This window comes from Bradyrhizobium sp. SOJA106 (assembly GCF_059448745.1).
In genome coordinates, this window is sequence record NZ_CM182549.1 from 3,386,332 (window position 1) to 3,409,121 (window position 22,790).

General features: G+C 65.6%; 21 protein-coding genes. 2 read left to right on the forward strand and 19 right to left on the reverse strand.

The window, feature by feature from the left end:
• Positions 1 to 73 precede the first annotated feature (73 nt).
• Both glmS and AC5V87_RS15130 read left to right on the forward strand, forming a co-directional pair.
• The gene (gene glmS, locus AC5V87_RS15125; protein ID WP_495371456.1) at positions 74 to 1,897 is read left to right on the forward strand and encodes a glutamine--fructose-6-phosphate transaminase (isomerizing); all 1,824 of its coding nucleotides are present in this window, start codon (positions 74 to 76) and stop codon (positions 1,895 to 1,897) included.
• A gap of 469 nt (positions 1,898 to 2,366) precedes the next feature.
• On the forward strand, positions 2,367 to 2,570 hold the full coding sequence (locus tag AC5V87_RS15130; protein ID WP_456839327.1) for a hypothetical protein: 204 nt from the start codon (positions 2,367 to 2,369) through the stop codon (positions 2,568 to 2,570).
• Positions 2,571 to 2,596: 26 nt separating this feature from the next.
• Here AC5V87_RS15130 and AC5V87_RS15135 read toward each other — a convergent pair whose 3' ends face one another.
• From AC5V87_RS15135 to AC5V87_RS15225, 19 genes are all read right to left on the reverse strand, one after another.
• A complete protein-coding gene (locus tag AC5V87_RS15135) occupies positions 2,597 to 2,974 on the reverse strand; it encodes a hypothetical protein (RefSeq protein ID WP_456839326.1) in 378 nt (125 codons plus the stop codon).
• A 26-nt stretch (positions 2,975 to 3,000) separates the two neighbouring features.
• Positions 3,001 to 3,627, reverse strand: coding sequence for an FMN-dependent NADH-azoreductase (locus AC5V87_RS15140; RefSeq protein WP_495371457.1), 627 nt, complete (start codon positions 3,625 to 3,627; stop codon positions 3,001 to 3,003).
• A gap of 3 nt (positions 3,628 to 3,630) precedes the next feature.
• Positions 3,631 to 5,205: an isochorismatase family protein gene (locus tag AC5V87_RS15145; RefSeq protein ID WP_495371458.1), complete on the reverse strand. Its 1,575-nt coding sequence runs from the start codon at positions 5,203 to 5,205 to the stop codon at positions 3,631 to 3,633.
• 71 nt (positions 5,206 to 5,276) lie between these two features.
• A complete protein-coding gene (locus tag AC5V87_RS15150) occupies positions 5,277 to 6,125 on the reverse strand; it encodes an MBL fold metallo-hydrolase (RefSeq protein WP_063694536.1) in 849 nt (282 codons plus the stop codon).
• A 30-nt stretch (positions 6,126 to 6,155) separates the two neighbouring features.
• The gene (locus AC5V87_RS15155; protein WP_495371459.1) at positions 6,156 to 7,040 is read right to left on the reverse strand and encodes an amidohydrolase family protein; all 885 of its coding nucleotides are present in this window, start codon (positions 7,038 to 7,040) and stop codon (positions 6,156 to 6,158) included.
• On the reverse strand, positions 7,037 to 8,158 hold the full coding sequence (locus tag AC5V87_RS15160) for a vWA domain-containing protein (RefSeq protein ID WP_495371460.1): 1,122 nt from the start codon (positions 8,156 to 8,158) through the stop codon (positions 7,037 to 7,039). Before AC5V87_RS15160 ends, AC5V87_RS15155 begins: the two co-directional genes overlap by 4 nt.
• Entirely contained in the window at positions 8,155 to 9,036 is an 882-nt protein-coding gene (locus tag AC5V87_RS15165; RefSeq protein WP_456839321.1) for an AAA family ATPase, read from the reverse strand. Before AC5V87_RS15165 ends, AC5V87_RS15160 begins: the two co-directional genes overlap by 4 nt.
• A 10-nt stretch (positions 9,037 to 9,046) precedes the next feature.
• Entirely contained in the window at positions 9,047 to 10,069 is a 1,023-nt protein-coding gene (locus AC5V87_RS15170; protein ID WP_495371461.1) for a xanthine dehydrogenase family protein molybdopterin-binding subunit, read from the reverse strand.
• Position 10,070: 1 nt separating this feature from the next.
• Complete coding sequence (locus tag AC5V87_RS15175; RefSeq protein WP_495371462.1) at positions 10,071 to 11,666, reverse strand: xanthine dehydrogenase family protein molybdopterin-binding subunit; 1,596 nt, start codon at positions 11,664 to 11,666, stop codon at positions 10,071 to 10,073.
• 12 nt (positions 11,667 to 11,678) lie between these two features.
• Positions 11,679 to 12,155 carry a (2Fe-2S)-binding protein gene (locus tag AC5V87_RS15180; RefSeq protein ID WP_456839319.1) on the reverse strand — a complete coding sequence of 159 codons (477 nt, stop codon included), beginning with the start codon at positions 12,153 to 12,155 and terminating at the stop codon, positions 11,679 to 11,681.
• A 6-nt stretch (positions 12,156 to 12,161) separates the two neighbouring features.
• The gene (locus AC5V87_RS15185; protein ID WP_495371463.1) at positions 12,162 to 12,980 is read right to left on the reverse strand and encodes an FAD binding domain-containing protein; all 819 of its coding nucleotides are present in this window, start codon (positions 12,978 to 12,980) and stop codon (positions 12,162 to 12,164) included.
• A 3-nt stretch (positions 12,981 to 12,983) separates the two neighbouring features.
• A complete protein-coding gene (locus AC5V87_RS15190; RefSeq protein ID WP_456839317.1) occupies positions 12,984 to 13,427 on the reverse strand; it encodes an SRPBCC family protein in 444 nt (147 codons plus the stop codon).
• Between the two features lie 2 nt (positions 13,428 to 13,429).
• Positions 13,430 to 13,867 carry an SRPBCC family protein gene (locus AC5V87_RS15195; RefSeq protein WP_456839316.1) on the reverse strand — a complete coding sequence of 146 codons (438 nt, stop codon included), beginning with the start codon at positions 13,865 to 13,867 and terminating at the stop codon, positions 13,430 to 13,432.
• Positions 13,868 to 13,876: 9 nt separating this feature from the next.
• Complete coding sequence (locus tag AC5V87_RS15200; RefSeq protein WP_456839315.1) at positions 13,877 to 16,786, reverse strand: flotillin family protein; 2,910 nt, start codon at positions 16,784 to 16,786, stop codon at positions 13,877 to 13,879.
• Between the two features lie 26 nt (positions 16,787 to 16,812).
• Positions 16,813 to 17,646, reverse strand: a complete 834-nt coding sequence (locus AC5V87_RS15205) for a phosphoenolpyruvate hydrolase family protein (protein ID WP_456839314.1) — start codon at positions 17,644 to 17,646, stop codon at positions 16,813 to 16,815.
• 3 nt (positions 17,647 to 17,649) lie between these two features.
• The gene (locus AC5V87_RS15210; protein ID WP_495371464.1) at positions 17,650 to 19,866 is read right to left on the reverse strand and encodes a Tm-1-like ATP-binding domain-containing protein; all 2,217 of its coding nucleotides are present in this window, start codon (positions 19,864 to 19,866) and stop codon (positions 17,650 to 17,652) included.
• Positions 19,859 to 20,641 (reverse strand): ABC transporter ATP-binding protein, encoded by a 783-nt coding sequence (locus AC5V87_RS15215; protein WP_456839312.1) that lies wholly within the window; start codon positions 20,639 to 20,641, stop codon positions 19,859 to 19,861. Before AC5V87_RS15215 ends, AC5V87_RS15210 begins: the two co-directional genes overlap by 8 nt.
• Positions 20,634 to 21,716 (reverse strand): branched-chain amino acid ABC transporter permease, encoded by a 1,083-nt coding sequence (locus AC5V87_RS15220; RefSeq protein WP_495371465.1) that lies wholly within the window; start codon positions 21,714 to 21,716, stop codon positions 20,634 to 20,636. Before AC5V87_RS15220 ends, AC5V87_RS15215 begins: the two co-directional genes overlap by 8 nt.
• Before the next feature lies 1 nt (position 21,717).
• Complete coding sequence (locus AC5V87_RS15225; RefSeq protein ID WP_495371466.1) at positions 21,718 to 22,728, reverse strand: branched-chain amino acid ABC transporter permease; 1,011 nt, start codon at positions 22,726 to 22,728, stop codon at positions 21,718 to 21,720.
• Positions 22,729 to 22,790 lie beyond the last annotated feature (62 nt).

The following is a 22,790-nucleotide window of genomic DNA, read 5'->3' on the forward strand; positions in this document are numbered from 1 at the left end:
GTGGGGGCTCACGGCGTGAGGCGGTAACCTTGGTCTGCGGTACGTGGATCTGGTAATCGCTTGGAGACAGATGATGTGCGGAATTGTTGGCGTTGTCGGACAGGGCCCGGCGTCTGCTGTTCTATTGGATGCGCTGAAACGGCTTGAATATCGTGGATATGACTCCGCGGGTATTGCGACACTGGAAAACGGCTCGTTGACCCGGCGTCGTGCAGTCGGAAAGCTCGCGAATCTCAACAGTCTGCTCGCCTCGCAGCCGCTCTCGGGCCGAATTGGAATCGGTCACACGCGTTGGGCAACGCATGGCCGTCCAGATGAGAACAATGCGCATCCTCACATGGTCGATGGGGTTGCGATTGTGCACAATGGGATCATCGAGAATCATCGAGAGCTGCGCGAGCACCTCCAGGCAACCGGCGCCTACCTCACGACCGAGACTGATTCCGAGGTGGTTGCGCATCTCGTCAGTCGCGAACGAAAGAACGGGTGCGAGCCGGCCGCGGCGGTACGCAGGGTGCTCCCGCGCCTGAAAGGAACGTTCGCGCTCGTGTTCCTGTTCGAGGGGCACGAGAACCTCCTGATAGGGGCCCGAAAGGGCTCCCCCCTTGCGGTCGGTTACGGACGGGGCGAAATGTACCTCGGCTCGGATGCGATCGCCCTCGCACCTCTGACGGATATCGTGGCCTATCTCGAGGACGGCGATGTTGCCATCGTTACGCGAGAACAAATCGAGTTCTTGGACGTAAATGGCGCGCCTCTACGTCGTGAATCGACCAAGATCGCCAGCTCGGCTGTCGTTGTTCGAAAGGGCGGTCATCGCCACTTCATGGCCAAGGAGATCCACGAGCAACCGAAGGTAGTCGCGCATACGCTCGCGCAGTATATCCAGCGCAACGGTTCAATCAGGCTGCCGGCAGGCTTGGACGCAGAATTCAGGAAGATCGATCGCGTCTCGATTGTTGCGTGCGGGACCGCGTTCTACGCCGGTTTGATTGCTAAGTACTGGTTTGAGCGCTACGCCCAGCTCCCGGTCGAGATCGATGTTGCATCGGAGTTCCGCTATCGGGATGTTCCCCTTGGCGCGGGCAATCTGGCGATCTTTGTGTCGCAGTCAGGCGAGACGGCGGATACACTCGCTTCGTTGGAGTTCGCCAAGAACCGTGGTCAGCGTGTTGTCTCCGTCGTCAACGTGCAAAGCTCCACCATGGCCCGTGCGAGCCATGTGGTGCTGCCGACGCTGGCGGGTCCCGAGATCGGCGTCGCCTCCACAAAGGCTTTCACCTGCCAGCTGGCGACGTTGATCTGCATTGCAATAGCGGCCGGGCGCAGTCGCGGCGTGCTTTCAGCCGAAGACGAGAGCTCACTGGTTCGAGGCCTTGCCAAGGCCCCAAGCTATATGGCCTGTGCGCTCGAACTTGAGCCGAAAGTCCGCGAGATCGCGAGCAAAGTCTGTACGGCGAGCGACGCCCTGTTCATTGGCCGTGGCACCAATTATCCGCTGGCCCTGGAAGGGGCCCTCAAGCTCAAAGAGGTAACCTACATACACGCTGAGGGATATGCGGCGGGCGAGCTCAAACATGGACCAATCGCGCTAATAGATCAGGACCTGCCTGTTATGGTCATAGCACCGAGTGACGCGACGTTTGAGAAGACCATCTCGAACATGCAGGAGGTCATCGCCCGTGGAGGTCGCGTCGTCCTGTTGACCGATCAGAGAGGCGCTTCACTCGGCGCATCCGGTGCGTGCGCGACGTTGAGCTTGCCCGGAATGCCCGAGGTCGTGGCGCCTCTCGCTTTTGCGATACCGTTACAGCTCCTGGCCTATCACAGCGCCGCAGCTCTGGGGACCGACGTAGACCAGCCGCGCAATCTCGCAAAGTCCGTGACTGTCGAATAAGCCGTCAGGCGCGCAGTCTCTGCGTACATGTCAGGACCATATCCGATGACGCTGGTGTGACAGGCGGGCGCTCCGGACTGGGTGCCTCTTTAGAGCAATCCCTGTCCTCGGCCGTTCTGGGTAAGATCCTCCGGCCTTCGGACTGAAGCTCAGCGCCGAAGTCCGCAGAGCAGGCGGCCTCGCCATCTTGTAAGAGCGTTGGCGGGGCCGCTGCTGCTCAGAGACGCAGCTGGGACCGGCAGCGGTTCGCGTTGGCGCAGCAGAACGATCTGCTGAACTGCAGAAAGAGTTTTTGTGTGTGCGATCCATTCGGATCGATCAATCCGGCATTGCGCGGGAGCGTTGGTGATCCGCCAGGGGAGTAGCCCTTTCGCGTGTTGGAACACGGAGCGGCTTGGAGATAGGCTCAGATCAAGCCTGTCCAGTCCACGGGCTTACTCAGCGCGTGTGTCCGCTTTCGCGAGGAATCATGTCTGTTTCGACAAGAATGGTCGGCGCCGACATTCGACGGGGCGATATGGTCAAAATCGTCAACGGCGAGCTGTTTCCGGCGCTCCTGTACGAGCCATACGACGGAAGCGCCGGCGAAGACATTCCCGAGGGCTCTCGTGCCTATTGTCGCAACGATGACAGAATCTGGCGAGCGATGCCGCCGGGCTTTCGCCCCTCCTAGAGCCCATCTAGGCGCGCTACTGGACGTTAACTGACGCGCTTCGACGCTTGCTGTGACGGCGAGGAAAGCGAACGCGTCGGCCGATATGGGCTGTGAGGGTTTACATCCAGCTCGACGGTTTCGACGCAGCCCTGGGGCTGGGTATGCCTGGAGCCGGTTCGCCAAGGCCCATCGCGAAGTTGAGCCGCGCTGACCTTTGCAAGCCATAGACAGCGCCACTCGCCTTGCGGCGGGAGGCCCGATTTGCTTTGACCGCCGAACTGATAGGTGAGCGCCTTCTCCTGCCGTTGCGAATGGCCGAGGATGATGGGACAGAGTTCACGGGGATAGCCGTCATAGACGCAGAAGAGCGGCTTACGCTTGCGCATGGCTTGCTCGAACAACCGGTAATTGGAACTCGGCATCGGTCTCTCCTTTACACAATCCCGCTTTAGAAGCTCGCGGCCATGGCCGCGAGGCGCCGATGGGCCCTCTCACGGGCAGCATCGATCGGCTGCTGCGATCCGGTGGTTGGACCGATCAGCAAGAAGCGGACATCGCGGATTCCAACAAAGCGCAGGATTTCCCGCAGGTAGGGCGTTGCCATGTCGATGCGGCCGCGGTTCATACCCGTGGCAAAATCGCTGCCGCTGGCAATAATCACCAGCGTCGGCCGGTCCTGCAGCAGCGGGAGATATCCCTGGGACGGATCGAACCGAAAGGTGAGTCCGGGCTGGACGATGATGTCGAACCACTGCTTCAGCTTGTAGGGAAGGCCGAAGTTCCACATCGGGGTCGAGATCAGCACGCGATCGGCGAGGGAAAAGCGCAGCGCCATGCGCTCGGCTTCGGCGAAGCTGTCGCGTTGGGCGTCGGTCAAGCCCTGAGCTTTCATGCGCGCGTACTTGGCCTCGACGATCGGACCGGAGAATTCCGGCATGCGCTCGCGCCAGATGTCCACGACATCAATGTCCCAATCCGGCCGGGCCTGGCGGAAGCCGTCGAGAAAAACGCGCGCGCCGGCCGTCGAGACGGATTCGGCGCGGGGCGAGCAGGACAGGTGCAGGAGCTTTGCCACAGCTCATCCCAGCGCTCTGATGACGGTGTCGGCCCTGGTCACGACCGCGACGTTCTGCATGGCAAAATTGATCGAGGCATTGTGCCAGTCGGCATTCATGGTCGAGCAGCAATCCTCGGGCACGATCATGAAATAGCCCTTGTCCGCGCCGGTCCGCGCCGTGTGCTCGACCGACATGTTGGTCCAAGCGCCGGTGTTGATGATCATGTCGCGGCCGGTGGCCTTCAGGATGGTCTCCAGCCGCGTGCCTTCCCAGGCGCTCATCCGCATCTTTTCGACCACGAAATCGCCGGGCCGCGGCTCAAGGCCTGAGACGGGCGCGGCGCCCCAGCTTCCGCGCACCATCGCCTTGCTGTCGACCAACCCCTCGAACAAGGGTGCGTTCAGCGTGACGCCGGGCGCGCCGGGCTCGACCACGAACCAGACATGGATGATGGCGACGCCGCGGGAGCGCGCGGCCTCGGCGAGGCGGCGTACATTCTCCACCACATGCTGTTGTTTTGCGTGCCCCGGCGCGCCCGATTCGGCGAAAGCGCCGCCGTCCATGATAACGTCGTTCTGGAGGTCCTGGATGATCATGGCGCAGCGCTGCGGATCGAGTCGCATCTCGCCCTCTGTGAGCACAGGCGAAGCCGGTGACGAGCTCGGGCCCGCGCCGCCGCCGGCGCGACGGCCGCTCATATAGGGCTCGTGACGCGGGCCGACCCGGGTCGGGATCGCATATACCGAATGGGTCGAGGTGAGGTAGAGCGTGCGGAAATCCAGCCCGCCCCAGGCGAGGTTTGCGACCAGCTCCGGCACGCGGACCTTGCCCATCAGCTCGCCGCGCGGCGAATAGACCCAGACCCCGCCGGGGGCGGTGACCCAGACATTGCCGTGCTGGTCGCACTTCATGCCGTCGGGCAGGCCCGGCTCGAGCTCGGACTTGATGCCGCTCGCGAACACCCGTGCGTTCGACAGCGTGCCGTCGGCATTGACGTCGAACACGCGGATCAAGGCCTGCACGGTGTCGTTGACATAGAGCAGCTTCTCGTCGGGCGAGAAGCACAGCCCGTTCGGCTGGTCGAACAGGTTGCGTTCCACCATGAGCTTCGGCTCGCCGCCCGGCACGACGCGATAGACGCCCTGGAAGCCGAGCTGCCGCGGCCGCTCGACGCCATAGACCGGCATGCGGCCGTACCAGGGATCGGAGAAATAGATCGCGCCCGAGGAGTGCACGCAGACGTCGTTCGGGCTGTTGAGCTCCTGGCCGCCGAAATGCGAAGCCAGCACCTCGCGCCGCCCGTCCGGACGTTCGCGGACCAGCGACGAGGTCGTGTGCTCGCAGACGATCAAATTGAGCTCGGCGTCATAGGTCATGCCGTTGCACTTGTTCGAAGGGCGCTTGACCTCGATGACGCCGCGCCGCGGATCCCAGCGCCGGCGCACGTCGGCGGGCATGTCCGAGAACAGCAGGTAATGATCGACCGGATGCCAGATCGGCCCTTCCGTGAAGTCGAAGCCGGTGCCGATCTGTGCGACCGGCGCATAGGGATCGATCAGGTTCTCGAACTCGCTTCGCAGGGTGACATGCGTCATCGGTCGATCCTCGGGCGCATGATCCGGAAAAGTGTGGAGCGGTTTTCCGAAAAGATCATGCGCAAAAAAGCTCACGCAGGGAACCAGTTGCGCTGGGGGAGGGACTGTACAATTGGACCAGGAACCTGGTCGTGCAGGCGCCCCACGACATTGCCGCCTTCGATCTTGGCTGGCCGGTCGTGGACCGGCAGCAAGTAGCGCGAATTGCTCAGCAGCTTTTTGATGGCCGCCTTCTCCGCGCGCTTGCTGGTGCCGTGGTTGCCCGTGGTGCGCGGCTCCCAGTCGTGGATTTCGTGGAAGGGCGTCACGATCTGGTCGTTGAAGTCGTAAATCACGTCACCGCAGATAGTCGCAATGCCGTCGGCGGTGTGGACGATGATGTTCATCGATCCCTCGGTGTGGGCATTGGCGGCATCGCAATAGACGCCGGGCATCAACTCGATCGGACCGGTGATCTCCAAGTCGAGGAAGCGCAGCGCGCTCTTGGTGTGCAGGCGGTCGATCAGGTGCTTGATGTCGGGCGCGGGATATTGCGGATGCATGAGGCCAGAGACGGAATATTCGAGCTCCTTGCGATTGACGACCACGGTCGTGTTCATCGGGAACAGATCGTCCTTGCCGGCATGGTCGATGTGCAGATGGGTGTGGCAGACGAAGCGGACGTCGCCCATGCGCACGCCGTGGCGTGCGAGCTGGTTCTCGATCATGTGCTCATGGTACTGGAGACCCCGCATGCCGAGCGTTTCCATGATCTGGTTGGAGCGATAACCGGTGTCGACCACGACCGGGTAGGGGCCGCCGAGGATCAGGAAGCCGAGCGTGAGGACGCGGCGGGTGCGGCCGCAGTCGCGGCCGAGCACAAGGAAGCTCGATTCCAACTCGATATCGCCATAGTCCAGGATCTTGATCTCCAGCGCCATACGTTGCCCTCCTGTCTCGTTTATCGTGCGTCAAAGCCGGTAGACGCGCGCAGCCGTCGTCCGGAAGATCGCGTCCTGCTGCTCGGCGCTGAATGGCGCGGCGGCCGTGCGAAAGGCGCCGACGAGCTCGCGATAGCTGGTCCACAATTTCTCGATCGGGAAATTTGATCCAAACAAGCAGCGCTCGGCGCCGAAGATCGCGACAGTATCGGTGAGCACGGCCTCAATATGCGCGGGATCGTTGCGATGGATGAAGGTGCCAAGCCCGGACAGCTTCGAGACCACGTTCGGGCATGTGGCGAGTCGGGCCATTCCGGCGCGCCAGGCCGCGCGTCCCGCCGGCGAGAGATCCTCCAGCATGCCGGCATGCTGCAGTATGAACGTCACCTTGCGACAGGACTCCGCGAGCTGCGCGGCATCTGGCATCTGCGACGTGAAGACCTGCAAGTCGAAGCTCCAGCCGTAGTCCGCGAGATGCGCGACGTTGCGGCGGATCGCGGGATTGGCGCAGAGATCCGGACGAGCCGCGAAGCGGTACAGCGGGTTCTCATGCCAGTGCAACTGCATGCGCACGCCGCGCAGCAGCGGATAGCGTTTGAGACGATCAAGCTGCGGGCGCACGTCGTCGACCGCGAAATTGGCATAGGCGACGATGGCATGCGGCCAGCCGTGCTCTTGGGCGGTCCGCTGCACCCAGGCAGCTTCCTTCTCGAAATGCTCGGGCGCCCAATTGGTCTGCACATAGACCGAGCGCGTGACGCCGGAGCCCTTGAGATCGTCGAGATATTCCTCGATCGGGTAATCGCGCCGGATCGGCTCGTACGGTCCGAAAATGCGCGGCTGCATGGGGCCGCTCAGCCAGGGCAGGTCGGCCTGCCGCCAGATGTGATGATGCCCGTCGACAATGTCGTTCACGCAGCACTCCTTCGTCCTAATGCCAGTACATGGGCGACGATCGAGGCGCTCGACCCGCCATCCACGAGATCGTCGACAAAGCGTTCGATCGCGACGAGCGCTTCGGTCTGCGGGCGAAAGCCTGGTCCTGTTGCGAGCGGGGTCAGCCAGCTCAGGCGCCAGGCCCGGCGTGATAGTTTCGCCACGGCGTCACGAAGCGCATCGGGTTTGCCGCGCTCGAGCCCGTCCGAGACGATGACCGCGGCCGCGCCGCGGGCATAGCTGCCGAATCGCGGCACCGCCAGGAATGCTTGCAGCGCATCGCCGATGCGGGTGCCGCCGTCCCAGTCACTGACGAGATGCGCCGCGGCGTTCAGCGCCTGTTCGCGGCGCTTCAGCCACAGCGCGCGGGTGACACGGGTCAGGCGAGTGCCGAAGGTGAAGACCTCGACATTCGGCGCTGCCTGCACCAGTGCATGGGCGAGCTTCATGTTCTCCTCGGTGCGGCTCTTCATCGAGCCGGAGACGTCGATCAGCAGCAGGATCTTGCGGGGACGCTGGCGCCGCTTCAGGTGGCCGAGCCGCAAAATCTCACCATCGCTGCGGACGCTATCGCGCAGGGTGCGGCGGAGATCGGCGAAGGGGCCGCGGCGGGCCCGCATGCGGCGGTGGCCGCGCCGCTGCGGCAGGCGCCGCGGCGCCTCGCGTGCAAGGCGGCGGAGCGGATCGGAGGTGGAGAGCTGGGCAAAGCGGCGCTCGACCAGCGCCTCGGTGCGGGTCGCGGTCAGGCCTGATTCATTGGCCTCATCTGAGAGCAGGGGCTCCTCGTCGCCGCGGCCTTCCTCCTGGAGACGAACGGTCTCGTCGTCCTCGCCCTTGTCGCCGCGCTCAATGGCCTTGCTGCCGCGAAAATGCAGGTCGAACAGCCGGTCGAAGGTGGCGCGGCGCTCGGGCCGCGGGGCGAGGGTGGCGAGCGCCGCCTGCCTGATATCCCGGAGGCCGCGCGGACCCAGCAGTTCGATCGCGGCCAGGAATGCGGTGGTCTGTTCCGGCGCAACAGCAAAGCCGTTGGCGCGCAGCAGCGCGACGAAGGAAATGAAGATGCGGGCAGCGCGCGGGAGCTGCAGCTCGGTGCTCATGCGGTCGCCTCCGCGAGCATGGCATCGAGCCTGGGCGCGATGAAGTGCAGGTCCTCCTCGTCCTTTAGCGCCACGCCGATCGAGCGCTTGAAGGCGTCGGGCCAGCGCGCGCCGCCTTTGTTAAGCAGCGTCGCGGCCTCGGCCCAATCGACAGCCTCGGCAATTCCGGGCGCCTTGCTCAGCGGTTCTCGCCGCAGTCTCTCGACAGCGGCGACGACGGCTCGGGCTGTGGTTTCGGCAACGCTGGACGCGCGCATCATGATGATCCGTGCCTCCCGCTCGGCCGTGGGATAGTCGATCCAGTGATAGACGCAGCGGCGCCGCAGGGCTTCGTGCAAATCGCGCGTCCGGTTCGAGGTGAGCACGACGACCGGCCGCTCTGCCGCGCGGACCGTGCCGCGTTCGGGAATGGAGATCTGAAAGTCGGAAAGGAATTCCAGCAGGAATGCCTCGAACTCCTGGTCGGCACGGTCGATCTCGTCGATCAGCAGCACCGTGGCATCAGGGGCGCGCAGCGCCGCGAGCATGGGCCGCTCGATCAGGAAGGTCGCGCCGTAGATGTCGATGCTATCATCGCCGGCCTGGCGGATCGCGAGCATCTGGCGCGGGTAGTTCCACTCGTAGAGCGCGGCCGATGCGTCGATGCCCTCGTAGCATTGCAGACGGATCAATTGCCGGCCGAGCACGGCGGCGATGGCCTTCGCCGCTTCGGTCTTGCCGACGCCGGGCGCGCCTTCCAGGAGCAACGGCTTGCCGAGGGCAAGGCCGAGATAGGCTGCGGTCGCGAGCCCTTCATCGGCGAGGTAATAGGCCGCCCGCAGCGCCTTCTCCAGCGCCTCGGGGCTGTCGATGCCGACGATGTTGCTGCGGACGGCCACGGACCCAGCCTCAACGCCGCGCCTGCGGCCGTGCGCCGCCCTGGGCTTTGATCGCCCGCAGCACCTTTTCCGGTGTGATCGGCAGATCGTCGATCCGCACGCCGACGGCGTTGAAGATCGCGTTCGCCACCGCCGGCAGCACCGGGTTGGCGCACATCTCCCCCGGACCCTTAGCGCCGAACGGACCATCAGGGGCGGGACGCTCCAGCACGGCAATATCATGCGGGCAGATATCACCGGGACCGGGCATCAGATATTCGACGAAGTCGCGGGGCCCGTGAACGGGGTCGGGATAATAGGGCTCGGGCGTCTCGTACAGCGCGTGACTGACACCCATCCAGGCGCCACCAACCAGCTGCTGCTCCACCAGGCGCGGGTTCAGGGCGCGGCCGAGCTCATAGGCCGAGTCCATGCGGACCATCGCAACCTCGCCGGTCTCGTCGTCGACCTCGACTTCGGCGACGAGGCAGGCGTGGGCGTAGCAGGTCGCCGGCGACATCTCGCCGGTTTCGGGATCGACGTCGGACAGTGGCACGAGAAAGATGCCGCGACCGGAGATCGTCTTGCCCTGCTTGAACTGCGCCGCGATCGCGACGTCCTTGGTCGAGATCGATCGGTGCGGCGCACCCTTGACTTGGATGTTGCCGCGGCCGTCAGTTTCGAGATCGGCGGCATTGACCTCAAGCTCCTCGGCGGCCGCCTCCATCATCACGCCGCGCGCCTCGCGGGCGGCAGCCATCACCGCGTTGCCGACACGGTGGGTGCCGCGCGAGGCGAACGAGCCCATGCAGTGCGGGCCGGTGTCGGAATCGGCCGTGTCGACATAGACGTCCTCGACCGGTACGCCCAGCGTCTCCGCGCAGATCTGCCGCGTCACCGATTTCATGCCCTGGCCGAGATCGATCGACGACAGTGCCACCGTGAACTTGCCGCTCGGGTTGGAATGCACGAGCGCCTGGCTCGGATCGCCGCCGAGATTCATGCCGATGGGATAGTTGATCGACGCCATGCCGCGTCCGCGATGCCGGGTCATCTCAGCGCCTCCTGGTGCCGAAGACGGAGGAGAACCGCGTTGCGCCGTGCGATGGCGCCGCTGGCCGTGGCGAAGGCGGCGGCGGAGCCGGTGATGGGGGCTCGCGCGGCGGTTCGCGGCTGACGGTAGGCGGAAGCCGGTCGTAGCTGGTGCGCTGCTGGACCGGAGCGGCCGGGCGTGCACGCGAAGAATCCGTCGGCGTTGGTGGGATCACGGCGCGGCTTCCGCCGCCATCTTTGCGCGAGGAGGCCCGCTTGAATTCTTCGCGGATCGGCCATTTGGCCTTTTCGGCGGCCACCTGCACGCATTCGATCAGCGCGGTGTTCTTGGCCTCGCGCCGGTGTGCCTTCATGTCGCCGTCGCGGTAGGCGTTGAGGATGCGGAACTCCATCGGGTCCATGCCGACAAGGTTTGCCAGCTTGTCCATCTGGCACTCGATGGCGAAATCCATCGCGGTCACGCCGAAGCCGCGCATGGCGGTCGCCGGCGTCCGGTTTGTGAAGACGCAATAGACGTCGCCATAGACGTTCGGGATGGTATAGGGGCCCGGCAGATGCGCGGCGCATTTGACGGCTGCGTAGCTGGACAGCCGCGTATAGGCCCCACTGTCGAAATAGGCGCGGATCTTGCGCGCGACAATGCGGCCATCGCTCATCACGCCGTCCTTGATGTAGATGCGCTCGGCGCCGCGCGGCGGGCCGTACTGCATCTCCTCCTCGCGGCCGAACACATAGCGGACGGGGCGTCCCGTCAGCATGGCGCCGAGGATCGCGAGCGGCTCGGTCAAGGTGTCCACCTTGCCGCCAAAGCCGCCGCCGACGGTTCCTCCGATGAAGTGGAATGTGTTGGAGGGAACGTCCAAAATCTTGGCGCAGGTGTCGACCGAGAAGAACAGCGCCTGGGTCGAGGTGTAGACGACATAGCGGCCGTTGGTATCGGGCGCTGCGATCGCGCCATTGGTCTCGGTCGGCGCATGCTCGATCGGTGACATCTGGTAGCGCTGTTCCAGCACGTGGTCGGCGGTTGCAAGCGCCGCATCGGCGTCGCCAAAGCGCAGGCGCTGGTGGTCGTAGACATCGTGATAGGTAAATGTGTTCTTGGGATAGGTCTCGTTGACCACGGGCGCACCGGGTTTCAGCGCATCCTCGACGTCGAACACGGTCGGCAGCGGCTCGTAGTCGATCCTGACCTTGGCGACCGCCTCGAAGGCCTCGCGCTCACTGTCGGCGACAATGGCGAGTATCGGCTCGCCCTTGTAGCGGACCTTGTCGGTGGCAAGCGACGGCTCGTCGTCCTTGCCGAAGTTGATCAGGCTCAGCAGCGTGTTGAGGTTGCGCGGAACGTCGGCGCCGCGAATGATCCGACGCACGCCCGCCGAGCGCTCCGCCTCCGTGGTGTCGATACGGCGCAGCCTTGCATGCGCATGTGTCGAGCGCACGACCTTCAGGTGCAGCATGCCTTGCAGCTTGTGGTCATTGAAATAGCTGGACGTACCCGTGACATGGCCGAGCATGTCCTGGCGCTGGGTGCCCTTGCCGATCTCTTTCAAATTATCGTCGCGTTCGTCCGCAAAAATGTCCTTGCGCAGTTCCAGCATGGTCGCGTTCCCTTACGCGCTGACCCGGCCGCTCGCGGCGGCGAGTATGGCATTGATAATAGGCTCATAGCCGGTGCAGCGGCAGATATTGCCCGAGATCGCCTCGACGACCTCGTCGCGGCTCGGCGACGGGTTGCGGTCGAGCAGCGCCTTGGCAGCCATCAGCATGCCCGGCGTGCAATAACCGCACTGGGCGGCAAAATGGTCGGCAAAGGCGCGCTGCAGCGGATGCAGGTTCGGGCCCTGCTTCATGCCGTCGAGCGTCTCGACCGAGCGGCCTGCGACCGTCTCCGCGAGTGTCAGGCAGGAGAGGTGCAGTTCGCCGTCGACCAGCACACTGCAGGTGCCGCAGCCGCCCTGACCGCAGCCGAATTTCGGCGTCATGTCGCCGATCAATTCGCGCAGTGCCACCAGCAGATTGGTGCCGCCGTCGACGAAGATCGCGACGTCGCGGCCGTTGTGACGAAATTGCAGGGGGATTTTCGTCATGACGATCTATTCCTGTCCGGACAGCAGACGCCGCAGATGCACGCCGACGATCTCGCGGCGGTACCAGGCGCTGCCGAGCGCGTTGTCGGATGGGGATGTTCCTTCGCTCGCGGCGGATGCCGCAGCCGCGAGGGTCGCGGCATCCAGCGTTCGGCCCTCCAGCGCGCGCTCGGCGGCGCGGGCGCGGATCTGCGTCGGCGCCATCGAGCCCAGGGCGATACGCGCGCCCGCAATCCGGCCGCCGGAGATCGGCAGATGCGCCGCGAGCGTGATCACCGCGCCGCCCTTCGGCTTGATGCGCGCGATCTTGCGATAGCGGAAGGCCTCACTGCTGGCCGGCCTGGTGCAGGAGACCGAGAGAACCAGCGTGCCGGTTTGCCGGTCCCGCGCCTGCAGAAACTCCTCGATCGGGATGTCGCGTGAGCCGAAGCCGCCTTGCACCGCGACGATGGCGTCGAGCGCGAGCAGCGCCACGGTGAAATCGCCGTAGGGGCTCGGCGCAAACAGATTTCCGCCGATGGTTCCCATATTGCGCACGGCGGGGCCGCCGATCGAGCGGGCGGGGGCGTGCAGAAAGGCGAGGTCGCGTTCGGCGAGCACACGCGCGAAGGTGACACCGGCGCCCAGCGTCACGCGCGGGCCGGAAGCATCGATCCGGCTCAGCGCCTGGTCGCTGGCGCGGACGATCGTCGAGATCGAGACGTCACCCTCGTTCAGCGCGCGCATCACCAGCGTGCCGCCGCCGAGATAACGCGCGCTGCGGTCCGAGGACAGGACGCCGGCCGCTTCGCTCGCATTCGCAAAGGTCTTTACCGTCACGGCCATGGCTCAAGCAGTCTCCTTCATGTGCCGGCGGACCGCCTCGAATCCGACCTGATAAATGTCTTCGGCAATCATGTGGGTGATGCGGTCGCGATCCCCCGGCTTGGTGGTGAACCGAGACTCCCAATGCCAGAAGGTGCGGTCGCCGTCGGTCACCGGCAGCAATCGCACATGGGCGACGTAGTTGAACATCGGGATGGGCGTATCGAGCAGGCAGTAGCTGAAGGTCTGTTCGAGGTCGGACAGCGCCAGCAATTGCTCGCGCAGCTCGGAGCCGTCCTTGAGCTTGAACCGCCTGACGCAGCCGATCTTGTCGGCGGACTGCGCGCGTTCGATCGAGGAGGTCGCGACCGCCGGATGCCAGCGGTCGTGTCCGTTGAAGTCGCGCAGTACGTCCCACACCGCGTCGGTCGGTGCGTTCAGGATCGTGCTCTTGACAACATGCGGCACGGCTAGCCTCCAAACACGCGCTTCAGCGCGTCGAAGCCGCCCTGGAACACGCCGCCGCCGATATTATTGACGAGCTCGGTCTCCCGATCCGGCGCGCAGTCGAACTCGGCGGTCCATTCCATGAAGGTCTGGTCGCCGTCGGTGACCGGCGTGAGCCGTAGGGTCGCGACGTAGTTCTCGACGCCCATCGGCGATTCCAGGATTGAATAGGTGCAGAACATGTCGTAGTCGGAGAGGCCGAGCAGCTTCTCGCGGATGCGGTCGCCGTTGCGCAGGCGGAAATCCCTGACGCAGCCGATCTTGTCGGAGGGCTCGCCGCCCTCGATGCGGCTTTCGGCGATGGCCGGGTGCCAGTTCGGCAGGCCGTTGAAGTCGCGCACGCGCGCCCAGACACGATCGTTGCGCGCATTGACGACGGTGGAGACGTAGACGCGGGCCATGACGCGACCTCAGCTCTTCTTCCGCGGACCACGCTCGCCCGGCGGCTCACCGCTGCCTTCCGCGGCGGGCGGGGAGGCTGCCGGCTTGTCACCGCCACCGCCGCCCTTGCGTGCGGAATCCTTGATGCCCTGCATGTCGCGAGCCTCGCGGATCAGGCCGGGCATCTTTGCGAGGCTGCCGCCTTCGACGCCGATGTCGGACAGGATGGAGTCGATCAGCGGCGCCTGGACCCGGTAGCGCAGGGCAGAGTCGATCACCTCGTCGGTGGCGCTCCGGCCGCCGTTACCGCTGCCATGTCCGTTGCCGTTGAGGCCGTCGACCTGGAGGATGCGGATACCCTCGATCTTCTCCATCGGTTTGACGCTCTCACGCACGATGCCCTCGATGCGGTCGAGCAGCTTGCGGCGGAACAGCGAGTAGCGGGCCTGATCCGTCAGCACGTTCTCGGCCTCGTTAAGCATCCGCTGCGCCTCGGCCTCGACTGCGGCACGCACACGCTCGGCTTCAGCTGCGATCCGGGTCTCCTCGGCCTGCTTCTCGGCGAGCAGAACTTCGACGGTTTTGCGGCGCTTGGCGATCTCGCTCTCGCGCGCTGTGACGACACGCTCGGCCGCCTCGGTCGCCCGCATCCGGGCCTCCTCGGCCGCGGCGCGCGCCGCCGACTCTTCCAGCGACTTCTGATGGATGGCGATCGCCTTCTCCATCAGGACCGTCTCGACGTCCTTCTCGCGATTGACCTCGAGCTTGCGCAATTCGCGTTCGCGGCCGATCCGGGCCTCGTCGAGCCCGCGGTCGGACGCGATGCGGGCACGCTCGACTTCCTCGCGGGCGGCGATTTCGGCCTCCTGGAGCGACTGGACGCGGGCGACCTCGAGCTGCTCGATCGCACGCCGGCGCTCGATGCGTGCAGCTTCCAGCGCCTGCTCGCGCGAGACGTCCGTCGTCTCGACCTCCTTGCGTGCGACGATCTCGGCCTGCCGGACCTGGCGGTCGGCATCGATCCGCTCGGACTTCTTGGTCGATAGCGCGATGACGCGGTCCTCGTCCGCAATCTCGACAGCCTTCTTCTGCTCGATGTTGAGCACCTCGCGCTTCTTGGAGGAGTTGATGCGCTCGGCCTCGAGCGCCAGATCTACCGTGATGCGCTGGCGCTCGATGGCATCGCGCCGCTTCAGCTCGGCCGCCTCCAAGATGCCGCTCCGCTCGATCTCGAGCGCCTTGGTCTCCCGGTCGGCCTGGATGCGCTCGGCCGCGACCGCCTTCTCCTGGGCGATCCTGGCCGCTTCGATCGCCTCGCGCGAGGCGATGTCGGCTTCCTCGACGGCACGGTTGCGGGCGATCTCGAGCGAACGCACACGCTCCTCCTGCGCAATACGGGAAGCTTCCGTCGCTTCGCGGGCCGCAATGCCGGCGACATCCAGCGTCTGGTTGCGTTCAATCTCCAGCTGCCGGGTACTCTGTTCGGCGGCGATGCGCTCGGCGGCCAGCGTCCGCTCGCGGGCGATGCGGGCGGCCTCCACAGCGCGCTGTGCCTCGATCTCGGCTTCCTGGATGGTGCGCACCTGCCGGATCTCCAGCGCGCGGGTGCGCTCGTCCGAGGAGATGCGCTCGACATTGACGGTCAAGGTCTGGGCGATGCGGGCCTTCTCGGTCGCCTCGCGGGCGGTGATCTCGGCCTCGTCCACGGCGCGGGTGCGCTCGATCTCGCGGCGGCGGGTCTCTTCTTCGTTGGCGATGCGGGCATCGGTAACGACGCGATCCTGCTGGATACGGGCCTTCTCGATGGCTTCGCGGGCGGCGATCTCGGCTTCTTCGACCGTGCGCATCCGCTCGATCTCGCGCTGGCGGACCTCACGCTCGGAGGCGATGCGGGTCGTATCGATCGAGCGCTGGTTGGCAATCCGGGTCTTCTCGATCTCCTCACGCGCCAGCAGCTCCTTCTCCTCGATCGTCCGCGTCCGCTCGATCTCTTTCTGGCGAGTCTCGCGCTCGGATGCTATGCGCGCCTCCGCGATCGCCTGGTCGTTGGCGATGCGGGCGCGCTCGATGGCCTCACGGGCGGAAATCTGCGCCTGTTCGGCCTCGGTCTCGCGCAGCGCGCGCTCGCGGGCAACCTCCGTACGCTGAAGCGCGCGGCGCATTTCGATGTCGCGCTCCTGTTCCAGACGCGCGGTCTCGCTCTCGCGCTCGATCTCCAGCGCCTGCCGTTCGGCCTCCAGGTTGCGGGAGCGGATCTTGATCATCGAGTCCTGCTCGATGTCGTTGCGCAGCTTGCGCTTGGCCTCGATGTCCTCCATGAGGCGCGTCAGGCCTTCGGCGTCGAACCGGTTTGACGGGTTGAAGAACTCGAGGTCGGTCTGGTCGAGATCTGTGATCGCGACTGATTCCAGCTCGAGGCCGTTCTGCGCGAGCGCCTCGGCCGCATTGGTCTTGACCCGCGCGACATAGTCGCCGCGCCGCTCGTGCATCTCCTCCATCGTCATTTCGGAGGCGACTGAACGGATCGCTGAAATGAACTTGCCGGCGAGAAGGGCGCGTAGCTGCTCCGGTTCCATGGTACGGCGGCCGAGCGTGGCTGCGGCAATCGAGACGGCCTCCCGCGTCGGCTGCACGCGGACATAGAAGTCCGCCTCGATGTCGACGCGCATGCGGTCGCGGGTGATCACGGCATCCTGGCGCGAACGCACGATGCCCATCGGCAGCACGTTCATGTTGACCGGCGTGTAGTCGTGGATGAACGGCAGCACGAAGGCGCCGCCATTGATCACCACGCGCTCGCCAAGGAAGCCGGTCCGGACGAACGAGGTCTCCTTGGAGGAGCGGTGGTAGAGCCAGTTCACGATGTAGACGCCGACCACGATCACGATGATCGCGACGATCAGCCAGAGGATCAATTCACCGACCAGCATCCCTGACATCTTTCCCTCCCTCGAACCTTCCGGCGTTACCGCGCGCCGATCGCCTTGAATTGACGTACCTGCTCCGTCAGCGCCCGCTCCACGGGCAGCCGCTCCATAGAGGAGGCGCCGTAGAAGCCGTGGCAATGGCGGGTGTTCTTCATGATGAAATCGGCGTCGGTGGGATCGGCAATCGGGCCGCCATGGGCCAGCACCAGGATGTCCGGATTGATACTGAGCGCGGCGGCCGCCCAGGTGTCGATCCGCGCGGGGCAGTCCTTCAGCTTTGTCGCAGTCTGCGCGCCGATCGTGCCGCCGGTCGTCAAGCCCATGTGGCAGACAATGATGTCGGCGCCGGCGATCGCCATCGCGGCGGCCTCCTTCTCGCTGAACACGTAAGGAGTCGTCAGCATGTCCTTGTCGTGCGCCTTGGCGATCATGTCGATTTCGAGCGCATAGGACAAGCCGGTCTCTTCGAGATTGGCACGAAAGGTGCCGTCGATCAGCCCGACGGTCGGGAAGTTCTGGACACCGGCGAAACCAAGCGCCTTCAGCTGATCGAGGAACACGTCCATGTCGCGGAACGGATCGGTGCCGTTGACGCCTGCAAGCACCGGCGTGTGGCTGACCACCGGGAGCACCTCGCTCGCCATCTCCAGCACGATGGCGTTGGCATCGCCGTACGCCATCAAGCCCGCGAGCGAGCCGCGGCCCGCCATGCGGTAGCGGCCGGAATTGTAGATGACGATGAGATCGACGCCACCTGCTTCCTCGCATTTGGCCGACAGCCCGGTGCCGGCGCCGCCGCCGACGATCGGCTCGCCGCGCCTCGCCATGTCACGCAACTTCTTCAGGAGGGCAGCGCGTTCAAACCTGGCCATCGGTCACCTCGCTAGTCTCCGCCGTGCGCCGGTGCGGCCGAACAGCGTTCGGAACGCGCTGACGATGGCGGCGGCGAAGTCGGGATCGTTGATGTTCTTAGGCATGCGAATGAGCTGGCGGTTGCCGGTCCGGCGCACATCGCGCTCCAGCGCGCGGAACAGCGCGGCGTCGGCGTCGGGATCCCAGAACGGTTGCCCTCGCGCATCGAGCGCGGAGACGCCGCCCTCCGGCAGGAAGAAGCGCACGGGGCCGTCCATCTGATTGAGCCGCTCGGCGATCCAGCGGCCCATGCGCTCGTTCTCCTCCGCCGTCGTCCGCATCAAGGTGACCTGCGGATTGTGGACGTGAAACTTGCGGCCGTGATAGCGCTCAGGAATGGTGTCGGGCGCTCCGAAATTGACCATATCGAGCGCGCCGACGGAACCGACATAGGGTAACCGGCTGCGGATGATCGCCCCAAGGCGATCCTCGGTCGCCGGAAAGACGCCGCCCATCAACAGGTCGCAGATCTCGGTCGTGGTGAGGTCGATCACGCCGGCGAGCTGGCCGGACTCGACGAGCTTTTCCATGGAACGGCCGCCAACGCCGGTGGCGTGGAAGACCAGGCATTCGAAATCGTCGCGCAGCTCGGCCGCGATCTTCTGCACCGCCGGCGTGGTGACGCCGAACATGGTGATGCCGACCGAGGGCAGGCCGCCATCGCCGCGCGTCGTCGCGGCGCGCGCATCATCGAGGCGTGCCTTGACCATCCCGGCGAGCGCATTGGCGCCATTGGCGAGCACAGCGCGCGAGATCGCGTTCAGCCCCTGCACGTCGGTGACCGAGTACATCATCGTGATGTCGGCGGGGCCGACATAGGGCCCGACGTCGCCGGATGCGATGGAGGAGATGATCAGTTTTGGCACGCCGACGGGCAGGGCGCGCATGCCCGGCGCAACCAGCGACGCCGCGCCTGAGCCGCCGGCCGAGATCACGCCAGCAACATTGCCCTGGCGCCGCAGCCAGTTGGCGAACGCATCGGCCATCGCGGCCACGGCCGCGCCGCGGTCGGCGCCGAACACGGCCGTACCACCGCGGCCGTGGTTCAGCGCGATCTCCTGCGCGGAGACATCGCAGCTGGAATGCTTGCCGCTGGTCGAGACGTCGACCAGCCGGGTGCGAAGCCCCGTCGCTGCGACGATGTCACGGATGAAGCGCAGCTCCTGGCCCTTGGTATCGAGCGTCCCGACGACCAGGACGACGGGCGGGCCCGCGGTCTGCGCCGCCACCGGCTCGCGCCCGCGCCGCATCGTGTTCTCCAGTCGCGTGACCTCTGTCGACCGTGAGCGGGCCGCCGCCTCGATGCGAGCGATCGGCACCGGCTGCGACCATCGCGTCGGTGGCACCGGGTTGGAGATGTAGATGCGGATCGGCCCGCCCGGGCGCGGCGCAGGCACCGGCTTTGGTTCGGAGCCTGAGGCGGAGGGGCCATCGATATCAGGCTCGAGCTCGGCATGAAGCCCGACGCCGAGCAGGCGCTGCTGCAGCTCGCGATCGGCGGCGAGGCGCGCGGGGTCGATGATGCGATTGATCCGGCCGTTGACCATGATCGCGACGTTGCGCGAGATCGCCGTGGCAACGCCGATATTCTGCTCGATCACGAGCACGGACATGTCGCCGTCCTCACCGAGCCGCAGCAGCATCTCCTCGACCTGTGCGACGATGACGGGCGCCAGTCCCTCGGTCGGCTCGTCCATGATCAACAGATGCGGATTGGTGAGCAGCGCGCGCGAGATCGCCAGCATCTGCTGCTCGCCGCCGGAGAGCTGACCGCCGCCATGGTCCTTCCGTTCGGCGAGCCGCGGAAAGGTGTCGTAGATGCGCTCGACGGTCCAGGCGCCGGAGCGCAGCCCGCCGGCGAGCCGCAAATGCTCGTCGACGCTGAGTGAGCGCCAGAGACGGCGTCCTTGCGGCACATAACCGACGCCGAGCCGGGCGATCTGGGCCGGCGGCGTTCGCGTGACGTCCTCGCCGCGGACCCGGATCGAGCCGGCGCTCACGCCGACGAGGCCCATGATCGCCTTGCACAGCGTGGTCTTGCCCATGCCGTTGCGGCCGACGACCGAGAACACGCCGCTCTCCAGCGTGAGATCGACGCCTTGCAGCGCATGCGAGTGGCCGTAGTAGACGTCGAGGCCGCGGACCTCGAGCGCAGGGGAAGAGCGGCGAGCCTCATTCATGGCCGCCTCCGAGATAGAGTTCCTGCACCTCGGGATCGGACTGGATCTCCTGCGGCAGGCCTTCCTTGAAGACGCGGCCGTTGTGCATCATCGTGACGCTCTCGACGACGCGTAGCGCCACGTCCATGTCGTGCTCGATGATGATGTAGCCGATATGAGTCGGCAGCGAGGTCAGGATCTCGATCAGCTCGGCCCGTTCGGTCGGCGACAGGCCTGCGGCCGGCTCGTCGAACAGGACGAAACGCGGCGCGCCGGCGAGCGCGAGCGCGATCTCGAGCTGGCGCTGCTGGCCATGTGCGAGCTCTGCGACGCGCTGGTCCTTCACGGCGGACAGATGCACGGCCTGGACGAGGTTGTCGGCGGCATGCATCAGGGTGTCGTTCTGCCCGGGGCGCAGAAACGAGAAGCGTCCGCGCGAGACGCCGCGGCAGGCGAGATAGACGTTGTCCTGCACGGTGAGGCCGGGGAACAGCGCCGAGATCTGGTAGGTCCGGCGCAGCCCGCGGCGGATGCGTTCATAGGGTGGGAAATGCGTGACGTCCTCGCCGAAGAAGCGGATGGTGCCGGAGGAGGGCGGGAAGTCGCCGGTGATGCAGTTGAACAGCGTGGTCTTGCCGGCGCCGTTGGAGCCGAGCACGGCACGCCGCTCGCCCGGCCGGACTGTGATGGTGACGTCGGTCAGCGCGGCGAGCGCGCCGAACAGCCGCGTCACGCCGCGCAGCTCCAGCGCGGCGCCGGCGCCGACGGCGGAAAGGCGATGAGCGACGCTATCCATGGCCGCGCCCTCCGCCTGGCCGGTCCGCGCGAGGACGTAGACTCTGACGCCAGCGCTGCCACAGGCCGATGACGCCGTCCGAGGACCAGAACACGATGGCGAGGAAGCCGAGCCCGATCAGCAGGCGGAAGCGGTTGCCGTCGAGCCCGAGCCGGACCAGAAAGTCGAGCGCGAAGGTGCGCAGCAGCACGAAAATCAGCGCACCGATGAAGGGGCCGATCGGGCGGGTGATGCCGCCGACGACCGCAATGATCAGCACATCGATGCAGGCGCCGACGCTGACGGAGCCCGGCGAGACCTGGCGGTAGTTCCAGACCTGGAGGACGCCGGCGAGCGCGGCGACGAAGGACGCAAAGGCATAGGCGGCGACGCGATGTGCATTGACGTTGAAGCCGAGCGCGGCCATGCGCCGCGGATTGTCGCGCACGCCCTGAAGCGCGAGGCCGAAGGGGGCGCGCGAGAGATATTCGACCGCGAAGTAGCAGAGCGCAGCGACCGCGAGCACGACATAGTAGAAGGGAATGTCGGCGCGCCAGTTCACGCCCCAGAAGTGCGGCGTGGCCACGTTGTTGATGCCGGTATGGCCGTTGAAGATCGCCCAGTTCTGGTTGGTGAAATAGTAGAAGGCGGCGCCAATGGCGAGCGTGATCATGATGGTGTAGATGCCTTCGGTGCGCACCGCGAGCGCACCGCCGAGCGTGCCGAAGGCGGTCGCCAGTGCCAGCGCCATCGGCACTGCGAGCCACCACGGCCAGCCCAGGCTGATATTGGCGTTGCCGCTGAGGCCGAACACGGCGACCATGTAGGCCGAGAAGCCGGCGATGGTGAGCTGCATCAGGCTGACCATTCCGCCATAACCGGCGAGGAACATCAGGCTCAGCGCCATGGTGCCGAGCATCAGCGTGGTCGCGAAGATCTCGATCAGGAAGAAGCCATTGGCAATCAGCGGCATGATGAGAAGAATGCCCGCAACGATCCAGGCGGCGGGATTGTCGATCTCCGGCCATGTCCGCGCGGGGTGCTCCGCTCCAGCAGCGGGACGAACGGCAACGCGGGCGTCGTGCGCGAGCGACATGTCAGCGCCTCGCCAACAAGCCTTGTGGCCGGATCGCCAGCACCAGCACCATGATCAGGAAGGTCACGACGATGGCGTAGGTCGGGATGTAGACCGAGCCGAGCTGCTCGGCGAGGCCGATGATCAGCGCGCCGAGCGCCGCACCGGGGATCGAGCCCATGCCGCCGACGATCACCACCACGAGCGAGGCGAGCAGGAAACGAATGTCCTCGCCCGGTGACAACGACTGGAAAGTGCCGCCGACCACGCCGGCCATACCGGCCAGCCCCGCGCCGAACGCGAACACCAGCACGAAGATAAGCTGGATGCGCACGCCCGTCGCAGCCAGGATGTCGCGATCGTCGACGCCGGCGCGGATGATCATGCCGATCCGGGTGCGGTTGAGCGCGAGCCACATGGCAATGCCAATGACCACGGACGCGGCGAAGATCACGAGCCGGACCATCGGATATCTGAGATAGACCGGCTCGCCCGAAGACTTCACTGCTGTGATCAGCGGCAGGTCCACGGGTCCGATCAGCCAAGTCGGGGTCTGAATCTGGTAAAAATCGCCGCCGCAGGCCCAGAGCATGAGATCGGCAAACACGATCGATAGCCCGATCGTCACCATGGTTTGCCTGAGATCTTGACCCTCCATGCGGCGGAACACGATCACCTGCAGCAGCACGCCGACCAGGGCAGTCAGGACGAAGGCGACGATGAAGCTGAGCAGCCAGGAGCCGGTCGATATGCTGATGGCGTAGCCGACATAGCCGCCGAACAGATAGAGCGAGCCGTGCGCGAGATTGACGTTGCGCATCAGGCCGAAGATCAGCGTGAAGCCGCTGGCGACGAGGAAATAGAGGCCTCCAAGCGTGATGCCGTTGAACACGGCGTTGAGGAAGACGCGCTTGCGGCCGATCGCCTCTTCGAGACCCGGCGGCCAGACCGCGAAGATGAGCCAGAGCACGACGGCAATGGCGATGATCGTGGTCAGCGCCCAGGCGGGATGGCGTTCGATGAAACGGCTCATCTGCGCCGTCCGCTTGTCCGGGCGACACGCCGAAAGTTCATAGAATGCAGGTCGGACAGCCC